This window comes from Brachyspira sp. SAP_772, from assembly GCF_009755885.1.
Lineage (GTDB): Bacteria > Spirochaetota > Brachyspiria > Brachyspirales > Brachyspiraceae > Brachyspira.
The window spans coordinates 12,429-37,817 of record NZ_VYIX01000002.1; the positions used below are offsets into that span (position 1 = coordinate 12,429).

The 25,389-nt window shown below is 28.8% G+C and carries 21 protein-coding genes and 1 tRNA gene; 8 read left to right on the forward strand and 14 right to left on the reverse strand.

The genetic code is table 11. The features are described 5' to 3' along the window. Positions 1–50: 50 nt before the first annotated feature. The gene (locus tag GQX97_RS05240; RefSeq protein WP_157150910.1) at positions 51–2,495 is read right to left on the reverse strand and encodes a BspA family leucine-rich repeat surface protein; all 2,445 of its coding nucleotides are present in this window, start codon (positions 2,493–2,495) and stop codon (positions 51–53) included. A 429-nt stretch (positions 2,496–2,924) separates the two neighbouring features. Between GQX97_RS05240 and GQX97_RS05245 the strand changes: the two genes are divergently transcribed. Continuing rightward, positions 2,925–4,247, forward strand: a complete 1,323-nt coding sequence (locus GQX97_RS05245; protein WP_157150911.1) for a nodulation protein NfeD — start codon at positions 2,925–2,927, stop codon at positions 4,245–4,247. Positions 4,248–4,289: 42 nt separating this feature from the next. Here GQX97_RS05245 and GQX97_RS05250 read toward each other — a convergent pair whose 3' ends face one another. Together GQX97_RS05250 and GQX97_RS05255 are read right to left on the reverse strand one after the other, a co-directional pair. Beyond that, the gene (locus GQX97_RS05250) at positions 4,290–4,520 is read right to left on the reverse strand and encodes a hypothetical protein (RefSeq protein WP_157150912.1); all 231 of its coding nucleotides are present in this window, start codon (positions 4,518–4,520) and stop codon (positions 4,290–4,292) included. 245 nt (positions 4,521–4,765) lie between these two features. Then, a complete protein-coding gene (locus tag GQX97_RS05255; protein WP_157150913.1) occupies positions 4,766–5,485 on the reverse strand; it encodes an SDR family oxidoreductase in 720 nt (239 codons plus the stop codon). A gap of 123 nt (positions 5,486–5,608) precedes the next feature. On the opposite strand from GQX97_RS05255, the gene GQX97_RS05260 reads away from it, so the two are divergent. Further along, on the forward strand, positions 5,609–5,956 hold the full coding sequence (locus GQX97_RS05260; RefSeq protein ID WP_157150914.1) for a helix-turn-helix domain-containing protein: 348 nt from the start codon (positions 5,609–5,611) through the stop codon (positions 5,954–5,956). A 181-nt stretch (positions 5,957–6,137) separates the two neighbouring features. On the opposite strand, the gene GQX97_RS05265 is transcribed toward GQX97_RS05260, so the two are convergent. The 6 genes from GQX97_RS05265 to GQX97_RS05290 form a co-directional block, all read right to left on the reverse strand. Further along, complete coding sequence (locus tag GQX97_RS05265; RefSeq protein WP_157150915.1) at positions 6,138–9,884, reverse strand: phosphoribosylformylglycinamidine synthase; 3,747 nt, start codon at positions 9,882–9,884, stop codon at positions 6,138–6,140. Positions 9,885–9,967: 83 nt separating this feature from the next. Continuing rightward, entirely contained in the window at positions 9,968–10,981 is a 1,014-nt protein-coding gene (locus GQX97_RS05270; protein ID WP_157150916.1) for an AAA family ATPase, read from the reverse strand. Positions 10,982–11,001: 20 nt separating this feature from the next. Next, complete coding sequence (gene pnuC / locus GQX97_RS05275; RefSeq protein WP_157150917.1) at positions 11,002–11,697, reverse strand: nicotinamide riboside transporter PnuC; 696 nt, start codon at positions 11,695–11,697, stop codon at positions 11,002–11,004. Between the two features lie 224 nt (positions 11,698–11,921). Continuing rightward, positions 11,922–12,530: a pyroglutamyl-peptidase I gene (pcp, locus tag GQX97_RS05280; RefSeq protein ID WP_157150918.1), complete on the reverse strand. Its 609-nt coding sequence runs from the start codon at positions 12,528–12,530 to the stop codon at positions 11,922–11,924. A 98-nt stretch (positions 12,531–12,628) separates the two neighbouring features. Then, complete coding sequence (locus GQX97_RS05285) at positions 12,629–13,546, reverse strand: DUF979 domain-containing protein (protein WP_157150919.1); 918 nt, start codon at positions 13,544–13,546, stop codon at positions 12,629–12,631. Between the two features lie 29 nt (positions 13,547–13,575). Next, positions 13,576–14,259: a DUF969 domain-containing protein gene (locus tag GQX97_RS05290; protein ID WP_157150920.1), complete on the reverse strand. Its 684-nt coding sequence runs from the start codon at positions 14,257–14,259 to the stop codon at positions 13,576–13,578. Between the two features lie 168 nt (positions 14,260–14,427). On the opposite strand from GQX97_RS05290, the gene GQX97_RS05295 reads away from it, so the two are divergent. From GQX97_RS05295 to GQX97_RS05310, 4 genes are all read left to right on the forward strand, one after another. Then, positions 14,428–14,811 (forward strand): VOC family protein, encoded by a 384-nt coding sequence (locus tag GQX97_RS05295; protein WP_157150921.1) that lies wholly within the window; start codon positions 14,428–14,430, stop codon positions 14,809–14,811. An 18-nt stretch (positions 14,812–14,829) separates the two neighbouring features. After that, positions 14,830–15,579: an SDR family oxidoreductase gene (locus GQX97_RS05300; RefSeq protein WP_157150922.1), complete on the forward strand. Its 750-nt coding sequence runs from the start codon at positions 14,830–14,832 to the stop codon at positions 15,577–15,579. A gap of 453 nt (positions 15,580–16,032) precedes the next feature. Beyond that, entirely contained in the window at positions 16,033–16,971 is a 939-nt protein-coding gene (locus tag GQX97_RS05305; protein ID WP_157150923.1) for a UDP-glucuronic acid decarboxylase family protein, read from the forward strand. Between the two features lie 71 nt (positions 16,972–17,042). Continuing rightward, a complete protein-coding gene (locus GQX97_RS05310; RefSeq protein WP_157150924.1) occupies positions 17,043–17,285 on the forward strand; it encodes a (2Fe-2S)-binding protein in 243 nt (80 codons plus the stop codon). On the opposite strand, the gene GQX97_RS05315 is transcribed toward GQX97_RS05310, so the two are convergent. From GQX97_RS05315 to GQX97_RS05340, 5 genes are all read right to left on the reverse strand, one after another. Continuing rightward, positions 17,282–18,472 carry an MFS transporter gene (locus GQX97_RS05315; RefSeq protein WP_157150925.1) on the reverse strand — a complete coding sequence of 397 codons (1,191 nt, stop codon included), beginning with the start codon at positions 18,470–18,472 and terminating at the stop codon, positions 17,282–17,284. The two genes, GQX97_RS05310 and GQX97_RS05315, sit on opposite strands and share 4 nt — an antisense overlap. Before the next feature lie 185 nt (positions 18,473–18,657). Further along, the gene (gene gatA / locus GQX97_RS05320) at positions 18,658–20,106 is read right to left on the reverse strand and encodes an Asp-tRNA(Asn)/Glu-tRNA(Gln) amidotransferase subunit GatA (protein WP_157150926.1); all 1,449 of its coding nucleotides are present in this window, start codon (positions 20,104–20,106) and stop codon (positions 18,658–18,660) included. Positions 20,107–20,229: 123 nt separating this feature from the next. Continuing rightward, positions 20,230–21,111: a hypothetical protein gene (locus GQX97_RS05325; protein ID WP_157150927.1), complete on the reverse strand. Its 882-nt coding sequence runs from the start codon at positions 21,109–21,111 to the stop codon at positions 20,230–20,232. Positions 21,112–21,244: 133 nt separating this feature from the next. Next, positions 21,245–22,282 carry an N-acetylneuraminate synthase family protein gene (locus GQX97_RS05330; RefSeq protein ID WP_157150928.1) on the reverse strand — a complete coding sequence of 346 codons (1,038 nt, stop codon included), beginning with the start codon at positions 22,280–22,282 and terminating at the stop codon, positions 21,245–21,247. A 186-nt stretch (positions 22,283–22,468) separates the two neighbouring features. Beyond that, a tRNA-Thr gene (locus GQX97_RS05340) sits at positions 22,469–22,541 on the reverse strand. Between the two features lie 276 nt (positions 22,542–22,817). Between GQX97_RS05340 and GQX97_RS05345 the strand changes: the two genes are divergently transcribed. After that, positions 22,818–23,438 (forward strand): hypothetical protein, encoded by a 621-nt coding sequence (locus GQX97_RS05345; protein ID WP_157150930.1) that lies wholly within the window; start codon positions 22,818–22,820, stop codon positions 23,436–23,438. Positions 23,439–23,465: 27 nt separating this feature from the next. Further along, on the forward strand, positions 23,466–25,169 hold the full coding sequence (locus GQX97_RS05350; protein ID WP_157150931.1) for a LysM peptidoglycan-binding domain-containing protein: 1,704 nt from the start codon (positions 23,466–23,468) through the stop codon (positions 25,167–25,169). Positions 25,170–25,389 lie beyond the last annotated feature (220 nt).

Sequence of the window (25,389 nt, forward strand, 5' to 3'; positions counted from 1 at the left end):
TGAATTGTTTTAGCTTAAAATGTTGATATTATATTATAGTTTATACATATTCAAAACATACAAGTTAATCCAAAATCACTTATTAAAAGTATAAGCCAAGTATATATGAATCTGCTGCTAGCATTATTAAACTTTATATTAATTCTTATTTTATAATTATTATTGGTGTCAGTATTAAGAGTTTTTGTTTTCATATAAAACCTTTGATTATTATGTAAATCTTTATAAGAATATCCATTAATTTCATAATAGCTTTTATATTCTGTATTCATATCATACTTTTGAGAAAATTCTCTTATTGAACCGACACTTACTTCTATATTTTGTAATTTTTTCAATGCTTCTTCTAAATTATTTATTTTTATATTTGTAAACTGCATTATCGGCTGTGATAATTCATAGTCCTCAAGCTGTTTTTTCCATTTTGATATAATACTCTCTTCCATTTCTATAGGGCTTGATAAACTTACAAAATAATTATCATTTATATTTACTGTATCATCATCGCAGTTGGTATAGCTTCCGTCGCCTGAATATCTAAATGTTGTTATAAAATTATTATTTTCATCAAATAAATTCCAAACTAAATTAATAGCAAATATATTCATTATTGGATTATCAATAAATATTTCTTTAAAAAAATTAAAATCGTACTTTTTTCCTGCTAATAGAATCTTTATTAAATTATTACTCTGATTTTTTATAATATTTGGAATTTCTTTTTTTATGTATTTAATTTCTTCTTTTATACTATTATCAAAATTTTTAGGTATTTGTTTTAATGTTTTATTTTCTTTGATATCAAACAATTCTATAGTATAATTATTTTTTAAAATTATTTTATATTGATTATTATTTATTATTTTCTCTGCGTTTCTATCAAATCCGAAATTTTCTACAGCTTTTAATCCGAATTCATAAACACTCAAATTATTTTCTTTTGCCATCTTATCAATTATTATTTCTGTCATCTCTCTTATTTCAGATTTTTTACTTTTTCTAAATACATTATAAAGCATATTAACAGCATATTTACTGTTTTTATTAATAGAAAATGCAAGCAAACATAATTTTGAATCTTTTTCTTTTTTATAAATCTCTCTTAATGCCCCATCTCCTCCATATATTGCATACATAATGAGAGAAGTTTCTTTATTGGTACTTGTGTATATTGTTTTAATTGCATTTATAAAAGACTTTTCATCAAGCAAATTTATAATATAATCTATTTGTTTTATTCTGTAGACTTCTCTTTTTAATTCTAAATATGATAAGTAAATATATTTTATTATTCTTTTATCTATATTTTCTATTTCTATATCATCTATAAATTTTACTTTTTTATCATCTTTTTTATTATAGTTCTTATCTATATAATCATAAACTTCTTCTATACTATTAAAACTTTCAATATAATTTGGTATTAATTCTTTTAATTCATTATAAAAATTATTTATTAAATATCTTTTAGGAAGATTGATTTTTTTATTTTTACGATTTTCTATAGTTTTGTATACTTCTTTGGCATTGTTTTTTATAAAATCATTTAAATTATTTTTTTCTTCTTTATCTAAAGTCAAAGCATATAAATAAGTTTTAAATTTAAAAGTTAATTCTAATGCAGAATCTTTATTAAAATTAGTCATATCTGAAATATTATCAATATACCAATCATCTAAATTTTGATTGAATGCATAAGCTGATGAAAACATTTTAGCCATATCTTTTACTTTTGCAGTATCCCAATTATTAAGAGGCTGATTAAAACTTTTAGCTCCCTCAAACATGCTATTCATATTTGTTACATTGCTTACATCCCAATCATTCAAAGGCTGATTAAATTTTTCAGCAGAGAAAAACATACTAGCCATATTTTTTACTTTAGAAACATTCCATTTGCTTATATCTTTATTGAAATTCCTACTATCAGTAAACATACCAGACATATTTTCTACATTAGAAGTATCCCATTTAAATAAAGGCTGATCAAATTTATAAGCAGATGAAAACATATTAATCATACTTTCTACATTACTTACATTCCAGTCATTTATATCTTGATTAAAACTTTCAGCCTCATGAAACATATTGTTCATATTTTTAACTTTGCTTACATTCCAATTATTAAGAGGCTGATTGAAACTTTTAGCATTCATAAACATACCATTCATATTTGTTACATTGCTTACGTCCCAATCATTCAAAGGCTGATTAAATTTTTCAGCCAAGAAAAACATATTAGCCATATTTTTTACTTTAGAAACATTCCATTTACTAATATCTTTATTGAAATTTCTATTTAAAAAAAACATACCAGACATATCTTCTACATTAGAAGTATCCCAATTTTCTATACCATCATAATTATCTCTATTAAAAACCTCAAATAAGCGTGACATATCAGTTATTAGGCTAGTATCAATATCGCCCAAATAAATACTTTCATCTGTTACTAAATCTTTTAATTCTTTTCTGCTTGTAGGTTTATATTTCATATTTACTCCTATAATATTAATAATTAAATATTCTTTTTGAAGTGTTGTTAATAAAGTCAATTATGTATTTGTATTGGGGCTAATTTACTTTATAATATACCTAAACAACTATATTTTGTCAAAAATAATTTTTAAGTTTTTTGTTCTCGTGGACTAGCCCCCCTGCGAAGCGTGCCCTTACGGTACGCACCCATAGTTCTTTTGCCGATAGGCACCTACTCGGTATTGGTATAAAAGAAGCAAAAGAACTGCATTTTTTATTATAAATTTTATAATTTAATTGTACATTAAAATGCACTCCCCCGCACGACTAAGAAGTTATAATTAAAGCATAGCATTACTGTGCGGTAAGGTGGTACAGCTCGTACATATTCTAAAAAATATTGTTTTAATATATAATATAACAAATACATAAACGGACGAACAATTATGAAAAAAGTTTTTTATATAGCTATTCTTTTTACTCTTATTTTCTCAAACGTGTATGCAAAAGATAAAGTGTATGTTATAAAAAAATTAGAGTTTCAGGAGGTAAATAGATGGTACGCCTCATATATAAAAAATGGATTAGAAGAGGCTAAAGAAAATGAAGCTTCTTTGATAATACTTGAGCTCGATACACCGGGCGGACTTCTGTCTTCTGCATTAGAAATAAAAAACGCATTGATAGAAAGCGAGATACCAGTGGCAGCATATATAAACAAAAATGCATTATCTGCGGGAGCTTTGATATCTTTAAGCTGCTCAGAAATTTATATGTCTGACGGAAGTATTATAGGGGCGGCTACTCCTGTATATCTTCAAGGTGGAGAGCCAAAGAAGGCAAGCGAAAAGGAAGTTAGTGCTATGCGTGCTGCTATGAGGGCTTCTGCTGAACACTCTAAAAAAAATGCAAAGGCTGCTGAGGCTATGGTTGATGAAACTATTGTATTAACTAAAAAAGATGACGGCATTGATTTGGACGATAAAACATTACTTACATTGAGTGCTGATGAGGCTGTTCAAATAAATATTGCAAATAGCAAAGCAAACTCTGTAGAAGAAATTCTAAAAATAAAAAATATTGATGATTATGAGATAATAAATTTTGAAGAAGGACTGTATGATTTTATTTTAAGATTTTTAAGTAATCCTGCAGTGTTGAGCATATTAATATCTATTGCTATAGCTGGAATATATTTAGAGATAAAAACTCCGGGTTTTGGTATAGGCGGTGTAATTGCTATAGTATGTTTCTTTTTATTTTTTACGGCACAATTTTTTATTGGCGACAGCGGATTTATTGCACCTGCTGTGTTTTTGCTTGGTATAGTTTTACTTGCTTTAGAGATTTTTGTTATACCGGGTTTTGGAGTTACAGGAATTGCAGGAATAATCGCCATATTTGCAAGCATATTTATGTCTTTTGGTATAGCCAATATATCTCAAGCTGTATTTGTAATTTTTGTTTCGCTTATTATAGACATTATACTTATAATATTAATGGCAAGATTTATGACAAAATCTAAAGTATTTAAAAGTAAAATGTTCTTAGAAACAGATACATCAGGCTATCATTCAAGTGAGTCTTATGATGATTTACTTGGGCTTGAGGGAATAGCTTATACACCTTTTAGACCATCAGGAAACATTTTAATTGATGATAAAAAATATGATGCTATTAGTGAAGGCGAGTTTATACAAAAAGATGCTAAATTAAAAGTAATACTTGTAAATGGCAATAAGATAGTAGTAAAAGAGATAAAAGAATAAAACAATATGCAGATAGGTTTCTCTGCATATTGTAATTATATTTTAAGCTAAAGCACTAAAAGCTCTTACTGAAGCTATATCTATTCTAAGTTGAAGTATATATCTTTTACCATCTCTTCCCATAGCATAAGTATATCTGCTAGAAAGAGGAGACAAGTTTTGAGCCTGTTGATTAATATTAGTAGGTTTTACTTCTACTACATTAGGCTTAGTATTAATTGAAGTAGCACTCATTTGCATAGCATTGTTAGAAGATATACCGCTTATAGTCATATAATTTCTCCTTAAATTAATTAACTATAATAATTAACGGCAATCTACAGAAAAGTTTAGTATTTTATTTAATTATTTTGTAAAATTTGTATTGAGTTTTATGCATTAAATATTTTTATATAAAATGAACAATTTATTTTGTTGTATATACTTCTATAGTTTTAAAGATTATTAATTGTTAAAGTTTGGTTTAATTTTAAATTAAAAAGCCATAGCACAAAAATATACTATGGCCTATAATATTATCAGTCTATTTGCTTTGTCTTCGCTATAACTAATTCTCTTACGCATATATCTTGAGGCATATTATAAGCGAATTCTATACAATTAACTATATCAGAAGCATTTAAACCATTTCCTATGCTCTTTTTCCATTCAACATAATTAGCTTTTATAGTTTCATTTGTCGTATGTTCTAAAAGATTAGTTTCCACAACTCCGGGTGCCAATACTATAACTCTTACATTTTTATCGGCTACTTCTTCTCTAATACTTTCGCTTATTGCATGCACAGCAAATTTGCTTCCGCAATATACTCCATGATTTTTAAATGTCTTTCTTCCTGCTATTGAACTTATGTTTATGATGGTACCTTCATTTCTTTTTACCATATCTGGAAGTATTATATTTGTAGTTGTTAGTATTCCATTTATATTAACATCTATCATCTTTTTCCATTCTTCATAGCTTTGTTTATCAATATTTCCAAGAAGCATTACTCCTGCACAATTTATAAGCAAATCAGTTTTTCCATATTTATCTTCAGCCATTTTTATCGCCGCTCTTACTTCTTCTAAATTTGTAACATCTGCTTTTACACTTATTGAATCTTTTAAATTTAAACTCTCCATTATTTCTTTACGTCTTGATATTAAAAGTGTAGGGTGTCCATTTTCTGAGAATCTTTTTGCTGTTTCCATTCCTATTCCAGAGCTTGCCCCCGTAATAACTACTAATTTCTTCATAATAAAAAACTCCTTTATAAAAAATAATTATGCATTATAATATATTAATAAATTTGTTACACAAGAACGGAAATAATTGTTATTAAGTAACATTTATTTCACTATCAGTTAATAGGAAACTATATGAAAAAAATAAAAGTAGCATCAGAAATAGGAGTTACGCTTTATATGATAGGAGGTAAATACAAACCTCTTATACTAAATTATCTTATAGAAAATAAAACAAAAAGATTTAATGAAATGCTTAGATACATGAAACCCATATCTCAAAGAACTCTAACTAATCAGCTTAGAGAATTAGAAGAAGATGGTCTTATAGAAAGAAAAGTGTATGCAGAAGTTCCTCCAAAAGTAGAATATATTATAACCAAAAAAGGTAAATCACTATCAAAAATATTAGAAGCTATGTGTGAATGGGGCGAGAAAAATATTGATGAAAGGTTTGAAATTACCAACCCTCAATGTTTATAATTCAAAAATATTTTTCAAAAATTTATTAATAACTTGTTCATTATTTGCAAGAGCAATATAATCTGACTTTTGTTTTACGCCTCTTACGCATAAACATAGCAACACATAATTTTTAATTATTTTATAAAAGCCATAATCTTTTAAGACTATGGCTTTATTTTTTTAATAATTTTTATATTTTTTACTTAAAATAATTCACGCCATTTTCAAATATGTTGTAAATATCTTTTGTGATGATGTTTTTGTATAAATTATCTGCGTATCTCTCGCTATGACCCATTTTTCCAAACACCTTTCCGTCTTCTGAAAGTATGCCCTCAATAGCGTAAGCTGAACCATTAGGATTAAATCTAAACTCATTAGTAGGCTTTGATTCAAAGTTAACGTACTGAGTAGCAACCTGACCTTTTTTGATTAACTCTTTTATTATCTCTTCATCAGCAAAGAATCTTCCCTCACCATGAGAAACAGGAACAACCAACTCGCTTCCTAAAGGTATGTTGTATAGCCAAGGAGAATTGTTTGAAACTACCTTTGTTGTTACCATTTGTGAAATATGTCTGCCTATTTTATTAAAAGTAAGAGTTGGAGATTTCTCTGTAATATTTCCTATCTTTCCATATGGAAGAAGCCCTGACTTTATTAATGCTTGAAAACCGTTACATATACCCAAAACAAGTCCGTCACGTTCTAAGAGTTTATGTATAGAAGTTTTTATTTTTTCATTTGTAAGTATTGCAGAGATAAACTTTCCAGAACCATCAGGCTCATCTGCCGCACTGAAACCTCCGGGTATCATAAATATCTGTGAATTATCTATTTTTTTAGACATCTCTTCAATGGATTCTTTTATATATTCAGGCTTTATATTTCTAAATACAAAAATATCGGTGTTTGCACCTGCATCAGAGAATGCTTTTTGAGTGTCGTATTCGCAGTTAGTACCGAGGAACGAAGCTATTAAAACATTAGGCTTAGGAGTTTTGTTTTTGCATATAAATGGTGCTTCTCTTTTATATTCTGCTAGCTTGTAAGTTTCTATATCTTCATAAGTTTTATAAGGAAATACTGTTGATAATTTATCAAGCCATAATTTTTCTGCTTCTTCTAAGTCCACTATTTCACCGCATACTTTTATTTTGTATTCATTAATAGTTTTGCCTATTAGTATAGCATTTTTATAATTTAACTCTTCTTTAGTTTCCACTATAAATGAAGCAGGCATTAAGTTAAAGAAATAAAGCTCATCTTTTATATCAACGCCTATTCTGTTACCGAAAGACATTTTTGTTAGAGCTTCAGCAATGCCTCCGAATTTAATGGTGTATGCTGATAATATTTTTTTGTCTTTTATAGTTTTATGTATGAAGTCAAAATTCTCTTTTATTTCGGCAACATTAGGCATATAGTTTTCAAGCATATTATGCTTTATTAAATACACATAATTATTAGCAGATTTGAACTCTGGAGATATAACATCATTACTGTCAACAGTAGACACTGCAAACGATATTAAAGTTGAAGGCACTGATATATTATTAAAAGTACCGCTCATAGAATCTTTTCCGCCTATAGCTGGTATATCAAATTCAGTCTGAGCATATATAGTACCAAGCAATGCAGAATAAACCTTACCCCATTTTTTAGCATCGCTTCCTAATTTCTCAAAATACTCTTGAAATGATAATCTTATCTTTTTATAATCAGCACCAATAGAAACAAGTTTTGACATTGATTCTATTACAGAATATATTCCTCCGTGAAATTCTGACCATTTCATTATAGAAGGATTATAACCCCAAGATATAGCGGAAGCTGTGTTTATTTGTTTTGCATTGTTGTCAAATATTGGTATTTTCTGAATGCTTACATCGCTTGGAGTCATTTGATATTTTCCTCCGAAAGGCATGAGTACAGTTGTTGCCCCTATTGATGAGTCAAACATTTCAATGAGCCCCTTTTGGGAAGCTATATTTAAATCTTCCACCATATTAAACCAATGAGAAGTTAGAGAGCATGCATTTTTTGTGTTAAATGGATTATTATCAAAATTAATGTCTCTAAGAACTGCATTAGTCTCTTGTTTAGCTCCGTTGGTGTCTAAAAACTTACGGCTTATATCTACAATCTTCTTGCCTTTCAAATACATTACAAGTCTGTTAGTGTCTGTTATAACAGCAACCTTTGTAGCTTCAATGTTTTCTTTGTTAGCAAGTTTTATAAAATTATCTGCATCCTTACTTTCAACAACAACAGCCATTCTCTCCTGTGATTCTGATATTGCAAGCTCAGTGCCGTTTAATCCTAAATATTTTACAGGCAACACATCAAGGTTAATGTCAATTCCGTCTGATAATTCACCAATAGCTACGGAAACACCGCCCGCACCGAAATCATTACATTTTTTTATTAATTTAGTAACCTCTTTATTCCTAAATAGCCTTTGAATCTTTCTCTCTTCCGGAGCATTACCTTTCTGTACTTCAGCACCGCAAAGTCTTAAAGATGTATCAGTGTGGCTTTTTGATGAACCAGTAGCCCCTCCGCATCCGTCTCTTCCTGTTCTTCCTCCAAGCACTATAACTATATCGCCTGCCTTTGGTTTTTCTCTGCGTACATAGTCCACTGGAACGGCTCCCACAACAGCACCAACTTCAAGCCTCTTTGCCTTATAGCCTTCATCATATATCTCATTAACTAAACAAGTTGTAAGCCCTATTTGATTGCCGTAAGAAGAATATCCCGCTGCTGCAGTTGTTGTTATTTTCTTTTGAGGAAGTTTTCCAGCTAAAGTATCTTCTAGCTTTTCTAATGGATTAGCACTTCCTGTAACTCTTATAGCTTGATATACATAGCTTCTTCCAGAAAGCGGGTCTCTTATAGCTCCTCCCAAACATGTAGAAGCCCCTCCGAAAGGCTCAATCTCTGTAGGGTGATTATGAGTTTCGTTTTTAAACATTAGTAAATATTTTTCTGTTTTGTTTTTTCCATTCTCATCAATAGCATCAACATCTATATAAATAGAACAAGCGTTTATCTCATCAGAGACCTCTAAATCTTCAAGCTTTCCTTTTTTCTTTATATATTTAGCAGACACTGTTGCCATATCCATTAAATTAATATCTCTTTTATTGTCAACATCCTCTCCGTAAAGCTCTTTTCTCATGCTGTAATATTTATTAATAGCACTTAATATCACTTCTGAAAAATTACTCTTATCATTTTCTAATTTTACATCATTAATCTTTGTCATAAATGTAGTATGCCTACAGTGGTCAGACCAATATGTATCAAGAACCTTTATTTCTGTTTCTGTTGGGTTTCTTTTCTCTTCATTTTTAAAATAATTCTGCACAAACTCTATATCTTTATAAGTCATTGCCAAGTCAAGATTATCTCTATATTTATGAAGCTCTTCTGTGTTTAAATTAATAAAGTTTTCTACATCTTTTATATCGTCAGCTTTTTGATGAGGCTCTATTTCTAATTTGCTTAAATCTTTTTCTCTGCTTTCTACTGGGTTAATATAGAACTTTTTTATTTTCTCTATTACACTATCATCTACATTACCATCAAAAACTATCACCCTTCCGCTTACTATAGTTACTTCTTCAATATCATTATAAATAAGCTTCAAACATTGCAATGCAGAATCAGCCCTCTGGTCAAATTGTCCGGGTAAATATTCCACAGCAAAATGTTTTAAACTCTCAAAATCTTTTTTTTCAACTACCCTATCTGTTGGAGGCTCTGAAAATATTACATTAATAGAATTAGATAATTTACTTTCATCTATATTAAAAATGTCATAAACATTAAGAAGTCTTACACTGCTTTTTATTTGAAAATTCTCTTTTAATTGACTTTCTAATCTTTTAGCCTCTAAATCAAAACCTTCTTTTTTTTCTATAAAGATACGATAGTTCATTGAATATACCTCATTGTTATATGGAGTTTTTATATTAATAGATTATATATTATATTATTAGTTTTATAAAGATATTTTTATCACTAAAAGTTTTTTTCTAAAATACTATCTACAATAGAAACAGATTCTTTAAATCTTTTTTGATAATCTCCGCTTATAGAATGATATTTTATATTCATACTATTAAGTATATCTTTTATTTTATTACTGTATTTTATTCTGTCATTTTTTATAACTTCGCTTCTGTCTCCGTCCTGAACAAAATCAACATCAGGTTCTAAAAATAATATGGCATCATATTTGTTTATATGTATAATCGCCTTTGCAAGTCTTTCATTATCAATAATATTTTCATCTTCCAAAAAATGCATATAAAAGTTTGTAATTATTGCATCTGTATCAACAAACAATATTTTGTTGCTATGCTCTATTGCTTTTATTTCATTTAATTTATGAGTAAGAAGTATCTCTGTAAAATCTTCTGAAAGCATTAGCAAATCAGTCCCTGACTTTTCTGATAATTCTCTTCCTGCCTCTTCTATATAATTGGTATTATAATAATTTGCTAAATTAATTGTAAGAGTTGACTTTCCTGTGCTTTCGCTTCCTAAAAGCAAAACCTTTTTTGTATAATATGGCTTTACTATATTAGGCAAATAATCCCAATACTTATAAACATTCTCTCTAATCTTTGAGGAGCTTATTTCATCTCTCTCTATAAATATTAACTCTGAATCTTTATAATATCTTGTATAAAAAGAATCTTTATTTTTATAATCATCTCCGCAAAATACTGCGTCAATTTTTTCACCTATAGCCTTTTTTATTTTTATAGAATCCTCTTCCCATAAATCTTCGGTGTACTCTTCTTTTGTGTTTGCATTATCTTCTATAAATATAATCTTCACATTTCCAATATGCTTTGTTAATTGATAAAGCCAACGGTATCTTACTTTTTTATCAATTTCATTTCTATTATTTCCAACAGCCAAAACAATATAAAGCTTTTTACATTGATTAGCGGCTTCTATTATGCATCTTACATGCCCAAGATGAAGAGGATTAAAAGAACCGCCGTACATCCCTACATTATACATAAAGCCTCCGAATGATTTTTTTAGTTTATCTGATTTTTATTATTTGCCTCTCTATACCATTTAATAAACATAAACACCGCATTAACTAAATAAACACTCCACATAAGCAAAGTAGCTATATTATCACCCCCGCTTTCAAAATTAATATACCATATAGAAATATTTAAAATGTTTACAAGTATCCACATTATCCATTGTTCGGTGCATCTCTTTACGCATAGTATTTGTGCAGTTATCGCAAACACCGTACTTGCACTATCTACAAAAGGAAGAGAACCTCCTAATTTTTTTAGTATAAACCCATAAATAAATATTGATATAAAAGAAAAGCCAAATATTATAATTTTATATTTATTATTTAATTTTGTTTTTATTACTTCTTGACTTTCATTATTCATATTTCTGCTCCATAGTACAAAACCAACTATATTCATAGGTATATAGTAAAATACATTGAGCATAAACTCCCCATAGTATCTTGCACTAAAAGCTATAATAGAATAAAGAATAGTATTAATCATTCCAAATACATATGAAGATAATTTTCCCTTCCCTGTAAGTATCACACATAATATACCGCTTATTGATGACACTATGCCAATAATATTTTCCTTCCAATATATAGAAAGCGATAATATTATACTGCATGCTATTATAATCCACACTACTTCTATAGCTTTCCAATTTTGAAGCTCATTTTTGATAATATTTTTCACATGAATCCTTAAAAAAAAGATTTTGCTTATTATATTATTATTTTATACAAAATCAATATGAATGATTTTCTTACTGACATCAAAATAAATTTATAAAGAAGTTAGCTTTATTAAATGAAATATTTTATTTATAATAATAGACTTGTCTTGCAAAAATAAATAAAAATAAATATTAAAAAATAGTTATCAATATATTTTGCAGCAAGTCATATTACAAATTTTTATTAATTATTATTTACTGTAGTTTTTATAACTGTTTCAAGAGCTTTTACTATCATTTCTTTTGGCATATATGGTGTATTAGGCTTATCAAGTATTTGCTCTATTATATAAGGAACATGTATAAAGCCGCCTTTGATATTTAAATTATTCTTATTTATATAATACAATAAAGAATACATTATATGATTGCATACAAAAGTACCTGCTGTATTTGATACTGCTGCTGGTATTGGTATATTTTTTAATTCATCTCTAATAGCTTTTATAGGAAGCTTAGAGAAATAAGCACTCTCTCCGTCATTAAATATTGTTTCATCTACAGGCTGATTTCCTTCATTGTCTTTTATTCTTGCATCATCTACATTTATGGCTACTCTTTCTAATGATATCTCATATCTTCCGCCAGCTTGCCCTACACATATAACTATATCAGGTTTAATGTTTTTTATATTTTCAAAAAGTTTTTCTGCGGATTTTTTAAATACTGTTGGAAGCTGTAATTTGATTATTTCATTGCCTTCTATATTATCTGGCAGGCTATTAACTGCCTCCCATGACGGATTAACTTTTTCTTTATCGAATGGGTCAAATCCTGTTATTAATACTTTCATTTTATTAGCTCCTTTTTATAAAAATAGTTTTTAATAATTTTAATAGTTTTTTATAATCTTAATAACTTTCTGTAATTATTCTTTATAACAATAATTCTTTATCTAAAAGCAAATAAATACATTATAGTTGTGTTTATTGCAAGAAGTATTAAAGCCACTGGTATCTGCTCTAATATAACTCCGTTCTTATTTTCCATTTCCAATATAGAAGCAGGTATCATATTAAAATTGGCAGCCATAGGTGTCATTAATGTGCCGCAAAAACCTGCTGTTAAACCTAAAGCAGAAACAATATTAGGGTCTCCTCCCAAAGCAATAACGAAAGGTATGCCTATCCCAGCAGTTATAACAGCGAAAGCAGCAAAAGCATTTCCCATCACTATAGTAAATATAGCCATAGACACACAATAACCAATAACCCCAAAAAGCTTATTATCTGCAGGTATAACACCTTTCATTATATTTGCTACTATCTCACCCACTCCAGCCTCTGCAAACAATCCTCCTAATGAAGCTAATAACTGCGGAATTATAACACTTGGTCCCATCTGCTGAAGCATTCTTGATGATTCATATGGAACAGTTGAAGCTTTTTCTTTTGTTATTATCATGCATAAAATTAATGATGTCATTGCACCTATGCCTAAGCCTATTAATCCGCCTAGTTTTGTAAATTGTGCAACCAAAAACGCTATTAAGCCTATTGATATGGCTGGTATAAAAAGTAAGTTTTTAAATAACTTTTCTTTTTCTTCTCTGTATGCATCAGACACAGGTTTTAAAGATTGTAATGATACGTTTTTTGTGGCTGTTAATAATGCTAACACTATTAAAAGAAGCCCCACAACAAACGAAGGAATAACTTTACCAAAAATAAATATAAAGCCTAATATTATCCAAAATAATGCACTTCCTATTCTTTTTTTATTTTCTTTATTTTTATATGCATATATACCGCATACTACTATTATGATTCCAGAAATTATATATAAAACTTCTAAAAGATTATTTACCATAATTTATATTCTCCATAAAATTATACTCATTAATTTTTATTTTCTTTTAATGCATTTATTAATTTTTTTAATTTCAAATCAAATAAATAATTTCTTATAACAGAAACTATCATAGCAACTATTGCCATTGGTATGCTTGAAATTGCTATAGAATATGCATCTATATTCTCTATTCCCAATTCTTGCAAAGTGCTTAAAACTAATAATACTCCAGCAGAAGCTATAAACACATTCTGCCCAAAAAAGTTTCCATAGTTTTCAACACTGTTTGATATTGCTTTTACTTTTTCATCTAATTGCTTATCATAAATGCCATATTTCTCTAAAGCACCCCTAGCCATAGGATAAATTAAAGGTCTTATAAAATTAACATGCCCTCCTATTCTAAGAGATAATGCTGATGCAATAGTTCTTATAATTACATAAAGACTCAATATCTTGCCGCAAGTAGCTCCTCTTATACCCATAATGCATTTTGTAGCCCTTTCTCTTAACCCATTTCTCTCTAATATACCTATAGTAGCTAAAGTTAAAACTAGTAACGTAGCAAATCTGTTGGCAACGAATGCATTTCCCAAAAATGACAATATTTCAATAATACCCATTCCTGAAACAATGCCTGTTATTATTCCAGCTAATAAAACTATGCTTATGGTGTCTAGTTTTAAAGCAAAGCCTATTATTATTACTAATATGCCGATAAGTTTAATCATAAAATACTCCATAACCTATTATATGTAATTATTATTGGTCTAATATATAATATTTAAATAATAATTGTAACTATTAATTTATGTTTTTTTGTTATTTATTTTATATTTATTTTTATAATTTATGATTATTAATGTTATAATATTATAAAATGTTATTAGGTCATAAAAATGAAAATATCTCATGTTGCCGTTTGGGTAAAAGATTTAGAAAATATTAAAAACTTTTATATTAAATATTTTAACTGTAAATGTAATGATAAATACGTTAATGAAAAGAAAGGTTTTGAATCATATTTTCTCACATTTGAAGATAATTGCAGATTGGAAATTATGACTAGAAAAGATATAAAAGAAAGAAACACTGATGATGAAATATACGGTTTTGCTCATATATCAATATCGGTAGGAAGCAGAGAAAAAGCGGATAGCCTCACAAAAGAATTAGAACAAGATGGTTTTAAAATTGCATCATATCCAAGAACTACAGGAGATGGATATTATGAGAGTGTTGTGCTTGACAGTGAAAACAATAGAATAGAAATAACTATATAAATTTAAAGGTTATAAAAAATGAAAAATAAAGTTTGCGTTATAACAGGTGCTTCTAATGGCATAGGCAAAGAAATAGCATTACATTTTGCTAAAAATAATTGCGACATAGCTTTTATTGATAAAGACAAAGAAAATGGATTAAAATTAGTAGAAGAAATGAAAAAACTAAAAAGAGAATGCCTATTTATTAATGACAACATAGACAATGAAAAAGCCATTAACAACTTCACAAATGAAATAATAAAAAAATTCGAAAGTATTGACTATTTAATTAATAATGCATGCTATTCAAACAAAGGCTTATTAAGTAATTGCAGCTATGATGACTTCTTAGAAATTTTTAAAGTGTCAGTTGCATCAGCATATCAAATAACAAAAAATCTAATAAATAATTTTAATAAAAATGCATGCATTATAAATATAGCTTCCACAAGAGCTTTTATGTCTCAAAAAGACAGTGAAAGCTACAGTGCTTCAAAAGGTGCTATTATAGCTCTTACTCATTCTATGGCTATTAGTTTATCTCATAAAGTTCGCGTAAACTCAATTAGTCCCGGTTGGATAAACACTTCTAATGAAAACAACTTTAGCAAAGAAGATATACTTCAGCACCCATCTGCTAAAATAGGCAAAGTTTCAGATATAGCAACTACTGCTTGGTTTATATGCAATAACAATTTTATAAATGCCCAAAACATCACAGTAGATGGCGGCATGACAAAGCTTATGATATATCATAATGATGAAAACTGGACTCTAAATATATAATAATTTAAACATATAAAAAATTTTATTTACACTCCCCACCCTCTAGGCTTTTTATATTCAGTGTTATTTTTAAATTGTTTTTCCTTTTTGTTTAATACTCTAATTTTAGCTCCCACCCAAGCTTTTTTAAATTTAAAAATCCGCTCACCGCACGGTAAGCGAAATAAAAAATATAAATCGTGTTGAAATAAAAATTTAAATTATATTTATAAATAAATTTACCGTGCGGCTAAATAATTTTTTTAATTACAATAAAAATTTGGGTGGGTGTGCTTTTTTAATTAAGCATTATAAAAAATTAAAGTTATATATTTTTATTAAAACAAAAAACTTAATTGGGCGGGATTAAAAATAAGTTTAATAAATATTTATAAAATTAAAGTTATAAAGATATTGAAAAATATATAAATATTATGTATTATATATAAAAAATTTTCTAAGGAATAAAAAACTATGAAAAGAATAATTGTAACAGGCGGAGCTGGTTTTTTAGGTTCTCATCTATGCGAAAGATTATTAAAAGAAGGAAATTATGTAATATCTGTTGATAATTTTTACACAGCATCAAAAGAAAATATTAAACATCTATTAGACAATAAAAACTTTGAAAGCGTTAGACATGATATAACAGAGCCAATACATATAGAATGCGATGAAATATATAATTTTGCTTGTCCTGCTTCACCAATACATTATCAAAAAAATCCTGTTGCAACTTTTAAAACCAATGTACTTGGTATAATAAATATGCTTGATTTAGCTAGAGATTGTAATGCTAGAATACTTCAAGCTTCTACTAGCGAGGTTTATGGAGACCCTTTAGAACATCCTCAAAAAGAAAGCTATTGGGGACATGTAAATCCAAATGGTGTAAGAAGCTGTTATGATGAAGGAAAAAGAAGTGCTGAAACTTTAATGATGGATTATCATAGACAATATAAAACTGATATAAAAATTATAAGAATATTTAATACATACGGTCCTAGAATGAATGAGAATGATGGAAGAGTTGTTTCAAATTTCATTATACAAGCATTACAGAATTTAGATATTACAGTTTATGGAGACGGCAGTCAAACTAGAAGTTTTTGCTACTGTGATGATTTAATTGATGGTGCTGTAAGAATGATGAATAGTGAAAACTTTATTGGTCCTGTTAATTTAGGTAATCCTCATGAAATGACAGTTTTGGATTTTGCTAAAAAAATTGTAGAAATGACTAATTCAAAATCAAAAATAATTTTTAAAGAACTTCCTAAAGATGATCCTATAAAAAGACAGCCTAATATTAGTTTGGCAAAAGAAAAACTTAATTGGGAGCCTAATTATAAACTTGAAGATGGTTTGAGAAAAACAATAGAATATTTTGATAATTATTTAAGAAACAAATAATTACATATTATATTCTTGAATTTTATTGTAAAAATGGTAAAATAATAAAAAAATGTTTTGGATAAACTATTATGGATTTAAATATAGAAGACTTAAAATGTCAAACCTCTATAAATTATGATAAGATTCTTTGCAATTGCAAAAACGTATCATATAGGCAAGCATATTCCGCAATAGCTGCAGATAAACTCACCACTGTAGAAAGTGTGTCTGAAAAAACTCAAGCATGTACTGGCTGCGGAGGATGCAAAGAAAAAATAGAGCATTTATTAGAATATGCCAAAAAAAATGAATATGCCCCATTAAACTTTTAAGCTTTATATTTCTTATCTGCTTCTTCTATTAACTTGTCAAATTTTTCTTTAATTGAGGATGTTCTTTTTCTCTGCCACATTAAATATATAGCTATACTATAACATATTAAAGATATTATCATCATAAATAAAAAAGCTATAAAATATGAGAAGTTTGAAGCTAAATATCCAACTATAAAAGGGATAACTAAAGCAGCTCCCCCCGTTAAAGCTTCATTTACAGCTACATTGGCACTATCTCTCTCTTGATCAGCCAAAGCATAATAAAGTCCAAAGAAATATCCAAACCCACTTACAAAACCTAAAAATATAAATGATACTAAAAATACCCAAAAATTATTAGAAATTAAAAGTAAAGTTAAAGCAATAGGAGTAAGCAAACCAACAATAGTAAATACTCTCTTTCGCTCTAATATTCTTAAATAGAATGCAGAAAAAAGTGCTCCCAAAGACATTACCCCAGATAATACCCCAACTAAAAATGTAGCACTTCCATTTGAAAGCCCAACTTCTTTTATGCCGTAATCTAAAAACATAAATCTTAATGTATGAAGCACTAAAGCACCAACAAATATAATAAGCCAACCTATATAAACTTTATATCTAGGAGCTCTCATAAAAGGCTCTTCCCATTTATGTCTTCTAGGTTTGAAATGCAAATGTCTTGATAAATAAAATAATATAAACATCAAAACACTCATTGCTATTACAATAAAAAATCCAATGCTAGAATTAAAATTATAAACAAATCCTGTAACTATAGGTCCAACAGATAACCCTAAAGTCCAAGAAAATATAAAAAGCCCGCTGCTTATTCTCACAGGCAAATCTTTTGATACACTATCAAGTAATGATTGAAAACATACAAAAAATATAGTTGTATTTGCTCCATACAAAAAAGAATATAGAAGAGATAATTCATTGTTTAAATATATTATACAAAATATACTCAGTATAGCCTGTATACAAGATTGAATATATAATAACCTAGGATATATTCTCTTTGGTATTTTAAACTTTGAAAAAGTGCTTGCCGACATCATCATACCCATACCATAAAATACAGCCAAAAGAGAAATAAAAAATGCATTAGCTCCCATTTCTGATGAGTTAATAACTAAAACTGTTGAAAATATACTGGAACATAAATAAACCAAAAAAGGCATTGAATAAACCAATAATATCATTCTATTTTTACCTCAAAAAAATAATATACAACAAAATAATATAACAATATATAAATTATTTTTAAAAAATATATAGCAAATTAATATTTTTAGTTAATAATATGAAAAAATTTTATTAATATAAAAATAAAGAGCTTAAACTATTTAATAATAGTAAAAGCCCTTTATATTGTATAAAATTTTAATTATTTGTAATTTAATTCATGAGTATAAGCCATTTTAAACATAGAAGCCTCATCAAACTGCTTAGCTATAAACTGTATACCTATAGGCATATTATTTTTATCTACTCCGCAAGGCACACTCATTGCAGGAAGACCTACTAAGTTAATATTAGAAGCATAACTGTCTGCCAAGAAACCTAAAGCACTGTCTGTTTGATCTCTTGTACCTAAAAGACCAGCAGTGATAGGAGAAGTTGGAGATATTATGATATCAACATTTTTAAATGCATTATCAAAATCCATTTGCATTAACTTTCTTACTTTTAGAGCATGTTGATAATGACTGTAGAAGAATTTTTTACCAGTCATTAAAGTACCAAATAATATTCTAGCTCTAGTTTCAAAAGCAAGACCAGCACTTCTTGAAGCATAATAATATTCATCTAAATTAAAATCGCCTTTAGGGTGATAACCATATCTTATACCGTCATATCTGCCCATATTAGAAGCAACCTCAACCGCCATAACAGCAGTATAAACTCTTGAACCATATTTAGCGTTAGGCAAAGATATATCCACTATTTCAGCACCCTGAGCCTTAAGATTATCTATAGCCTTCATTACATTTTCTCTCACTTCATTATTTAATAAATCAGTTTCATAATACTCTTTAGCAAGCCCAATTCTCATGCCCTTAACATTTCCATCTAATAAAGAATTATAATCAGGCACAGGTATGTTTAAAGTTGTGGATTCTTTAGGGTCAAAACCAGCAATAATTTTAGTCATTAAAGCAGCATCTTTAACGTCTTTTGCGAGAGGTCCCACTTGGTCTAAACTGCTAGCCATAGCAATACATCCAAGTCTAGGCACTCTTCCATAAGTAGGCTTAACCCCAACTATACCGCAGAAAGAAGCAGGCTGTCTTATAGAACCGCCAGTATCACTTCCCAAAGCACCAAAAGCAAAATTAGCAGCAACCGCAGCAGCAGAACCGCCTGAAGAACCGCCCGGAACATGAGCTCTATTAACAGGATTTCTAGTTATTCCATAATTAGAAGTTTCTGTAGTACCGCCCATTGCAAACTCATCCATATTAGTTCTTCCAATTATAATAGCACCGTTGTCTATTAATCTTTGAACTGTAGGTGCAGTGTATGGAGCTTTATAGCCTTCAAGCATTTTTGAAGAAGCTGTCATTAAATGGTCTTTATAACATAAATTGTCTTTAATAGCCAAAGGAACTCCAAGAAGAGGCAAATCCTCCCCTTTGTTAATTCTCTCTTGTGCTTTTTTAGCTTGCTCTATAGCTTCATCTTTAAAAATTTCTAAATAAGCATATATTTTATCTTCTCTTTTATCATCTTCTTCTATTTTCTTTATAATAGATTCTGTTAGACTAACTGCATCTATTTCTTTATTCTTTAATTTCTCTCTAATTTGAATTATACTCAATTCGTTTAAGTCCATTGTAGGAAACCTCTTAAATAAATAATAAATTTTGAAATTTATTATATCATATATATATTTTTTTGCAAAAAAAAAGAGAGACTAAAAATATAGCCTCTCTTTATATATATTATTGCAATTTAATTATTGCTGATTATTTTCAGTAGTTGTTTCATTGCTGTCTATTTTTTTTACCTCAGGCGGTATTCCAGCAGGAACATCTGTTATATCATTTACATCTTCATAAACTTTATTTTGGAATCTATAATAAATAGGTCTCATTCTATAATTATCAACATAAGAAGCAACGAAGTTAATATTTCTCATAGCATATTGAGCATAAAATATAGATAAAGAAGTATCAGCCTGTCCATTAATATAATTTCCATAATACATAGAAGTAAAATCATCTAAAGTTCTCACAAAACTATTATTAAATCCGCCGTATTTTAATTTGAAACCATCTAAAGTTCTATTGAATAAACCTGAAGACATAACATATCCCGGATTTGCATATTCATTATCAGGATTTCTTTGCTTGTATTGTTCCAAAGCACCATCACCTTGATAGCGGGAACTTACTGCAAATAATTGATTGTTATGGAAGAAGAACTTATAAACCCATTTAGTATTTTTTCCTGCTAAAGTGCTGTCTTCAGATAAATTTTCTGCAGTTATAGTCATACATTTATATTCACCCTCTAATGTGTAATTGAAATATAAAAGGCTTAAATCTCTCTTAAATAAATCAGATATATCATTAGTAGTAAATTTTATATTAACCCACTTCAAAGTTTGAGGATTATACCAAGCTAAATCTGGATCAGGATATGAAGATATATAAAAAGTACCACTTACAGCTTGTCCTTCTGTTGTTATAAAACTATTAGACATGAGTATTTCATTTACTTCATCAGGAGATATACCATAAGGCACAGTATTGTTAAACATATAAGGTATAGTTTCATAAGCATGAAGGGCAATACTCATAGATATAAACAAAGATATTGCTAGCAATTTTTTCATTTTTTCATTCTCCAACTTTTTTATTATTATACTTTATTGTATTATACTATATTGAAGAATTAAATCAAATAAGTTATGTTTACTTTATTGATGTTTTTTAATTTATTTTATTGAAAATAAATTTTATTAATTGCTATTTTTTTAAATCTTTTAAATTTAATGCTGTAAAGGATTTTTTATCAATTTTTAATTTTTTTCCAATAACTTTATCATAATCTTTGGCAGATATTCCCACACATGGCCTTAAAGTTACTAAATCTTTTTCTGTTATCATCTCATTTTTAAGCATGCTGTGGTTAAGATATATACCCCTCTTAGCATAAACAAGCTCTTTTTTCTCCTGCTTACTCATTTTTTTCTCAGTCTTTAAAGCATCATTTCCGCCAAGCATTTTATTAGTGTCTTTTAATTTAGAAATCATCTCTTTCATAGAATTGGTATCTAAACTTATTATATGATCCCCAGATTTTTTTTCTGGTGTGATTGTGAAATGTTTTTCTATAATCTTAGCTCCGAGACTATACGCTATAATAGGAGCATCTATTCCTATAGTATGGTCAGAATAGCCTATAATATTTTTTTTGAAAAGCTTATTCATAACAGTTATTCTATTTAATCTAGCATTTTCTAAAGGAGTAGGATATTCCACAGAACAATGAAGCAAAGCTACCTCATTATTTTTTAAAATGTTTAATGCATTTTTTATATCTTTATTTGCAGCTAAACCAGTAGAAAGTATAACAGGTTTTTTAGTAGAGGCAACTTTTCTTAAAAGCGGAATATTATCTATATCACAAGAAGCTATCTTGTATATAGGCACATATTTATCCATATCATCAACAGCTTCAGGATAAAATGGAGTACTCATTAAAATAATTTTGTTTTTCTTAGCCTCTTTATATAGAGTTTCATACCACTCTTTTTTTAATACTATATCATCAACATTATCTAATGCATTTTCTGGTATTTTAAGTATTTTAGTATATTCTTTATGAGCAAATAGAGTTTTTGAAGTAAAGCTTTGAAACTTCACAGCATGAGCTCCTGCTTTAGAAGCTTCTCTAATTAGTTTAACAGCATCCTCTATAGAGCCTTCATGATTAGAGCCTGATTCTGCAATTACAAAAAAATTATTTTTTTTAATTAAGTCTTTTAATTTAAGATTTGCCATAGTAGTTATCCCAAGAATATATTATAGATTAATTATCGAAAAGAAGGGTAGATTTATTAATATGAAAAAAGTGTTTGTGTTTGTGTTTGTGTTTGTGTTTGTGTTTGTGTTTGTGTTTGTGTTTGTGTTTGTGTTTGTGTTTGTGTTTGTGTTTGTGTTTGTGTTTGTGGGTTGATAAAAAAGATGAGCTGGTGATGGGACTTGAACCCGCAACCGGCTGATTACAAATCAGCTGCTCTGCCAATTGAGCTACACCAGCGAAATGATTTCACCATTATACTATATAATAAAAAAAATGCAAGTACTATTTTAAAAACATTTAATATTTTTAACAATTTACAATTTAATCAATTTTACTTTTTTATTTATAAACAATTTATAATAATAGTAGATTTTAGTATTATTTTAAATTTTATTCTACGCATTCTATAATTAAAATAACTTGACTTTTTAATTATTTAAGCGATAATGTTGTTAACATATTATTTTTTTGTATTTTTATATATAATTAAAAAACAGGAGGAATTGTATTAATATGAGTTTAGAAGGTAAAAAGGCTCTGATTATAGCATTATCTTTCTTTGTAATGTCTTGCGGAGGGCTTCCTACAAAAGAATATGAGAGAGTTACTGCTTTAAGAGAAACTGTAAACAAGTATACTGAAATTAAAACTTTTGCTCAAAACGATTATGATATCGCTGAGAAAGGATATGCAGAGGCTGACATCATTATGAAGGCAGAAAATAAAGAAGAGGCAGAGAAGGCTAAAGAATTACTTCTTACAGCTGAAACTAATTATAATTTAGTTTTAGATAAAGGATTGCCGCCTTATTCTGAAATACTAAAAAAACAAACTGATGAAAATTATACTAATGCTAGTCAAATTAAAGCTAATGTTATGTATGGTGAAGAATATGCTCAGGCAGAGGCAATATATAATGAAGCAAACGCTATGTATACGGCTGAAACTAAAGATTATAGAGTATTAGTAGATAAACTTTATACAGCAAAAGAGGCTTATTTAGCTTTATATAATAAAACAAAAGAACAATTTGATAGAAGTGATGAAGCTTTAACTAAAGTAAAAGAGCGTTTAGCTGAACTTGAAGCTATGGTAAAAGAGCTTGAAACTTTAGAGCAAGAGCAACAAAGCTAATTTTTAATTTAAGGAGTATAAGAGAAAATGAGTACTTTAATAAAAAAAATCGTAGCTTATATAGCTTTAATCTCTTTTAGTTTTAGCATATTACCTGCTCAAACTTATGATGATGCAGCTAGAATTACTGGAGAAGCTGAGACTTTGCAAAATAACGGAGAATATCAAAAGTCTTATGATAAATCTCAAGAGGCTTCTGATTCTATAGATAAAACTACTGTTTCATTATTTTATAGATTAATGACTTTAAGAATAGCTAAAGCAAGAAGTGATGCAAGCAGTTCTATTAGTGAAATAGAGCAATTAGGTGCTTCTGCTGATAATGAATTTAAAACAAAATATGAAGAGGCACTTAAATTTTTTGAAGAAGGAAATAATGCTATAAATACACTTCCTCCAGAACCTGAAACTCCTCCTACAGATGAAGAGTTTACTGCTTCTTCAAATACATTCACAACAGTATTTAATTCTTTCAATAATGCTTTACAATCTGCCAACAGTGTTAAAGAGGGATATCTTAACAGAGAAAGAGCAATAGCTTCAAAATCTATTAATGATGCAAGAAGCAAATATCAAGCAGAATTAGGCAAGAGTGTAAAAGCAGGCGATGCTAATGACAAAAACATAACTGGTGCTTTAACTAGAGCTGATGAAGCACTTACTAATGACAACTTTGCTAGCGTTCAGCAGAATGTATCAGCTGCATTGGCTGGTATAAATAAAGCTATAGCAGATGCTAAGGCAAAGGCTGAAGCAGAGGCTAAAGCAAAAGCTGCTGCAGAAGCTAAAGCGAAAGCTGAAGCAGAAGCTAGAGCAAAAGCGGAAGCTGCTGCTAAGGCAAAGGCTGAAGCAGAAGCTAAAGCGAAAGCTGAGGCAATAGCAAAAGCTAAAAAAGATATAGAAGATGCACAAAATAAATATAATAATTTAGTTAATGATGAAGTAATAGCTAAAGGTGATGATAATGATAGAAATGTATCAAAACTTTTAACTGATGCTAATAACGCTTTACAAAACACTCCTCAAACTGCAAGTGATAAAGCTTTGGAAGCTTCTAGAACTATGGACAATATACTAAACACTGCTAATCAGATGAAAAAAGAAGAAGCTATTAAAAATCTAGAGCAATTAAAAGCAAGAAGAGACAGACTTATAAGCGAAGGTTATTTAGCTAAAGACAGTGAAGAAGAACAAAATCTATCTAAAACAATTCAAGAAGCTGAAGACGCTCTAAACAATAATGATTATAATTTAGCTGAAGAGAAAATGCAGGAAGCTAATTTAGCTATGAATGCTATACAAGAGAGAGGACCTCTTGACGGACAAGTGATACCGGGAGAAATGGGTGCTAATAACGAAGAAATCGGTCAAATAATTGATGCTACTACTGGTCAGCAAATAAATACAGAAGGAAAAGTTACTGTATTGCCTCAATATTATATTGTTGTAAGAAGAGTACCTCTAACTGATGCTTTATGGAGAATTGCAGGTTACAGCTACATATACAATAACCCTATTGAATGGTATAGAATATATGAAGCTAACAGAAACATACTTAGAGACCCTGATAACCCTGATTTGATACTTCCTGGTCAAAGATTAGTAATACCTAGTCTTAATGGTGAAGAGAGAAGCGGTGAATATAACCCTGATTTAGAGTATTTGACTTATGATGAGGTTATGCAATTAAGACAGCAAAACAACAATAATAACGCTCAAACACAAGAATAATAATAAACTATAAAAACATAAAAGGTCATGCATTTTAATATGTATGGCCTTTTTTAGTACAGGCTGTACCCATTACTCGCCGTAACGGATTTCCGCACGGTAATGCTATGCTTTAATCATAGTCTCTCAGGCGTGCGGTGTACGAGCTGTACCACCTTGCCGCACGGTAACGATATGCTTTAATTATAACTTCTTAGGAGTGCGGGGGAGTGCTTTTTAA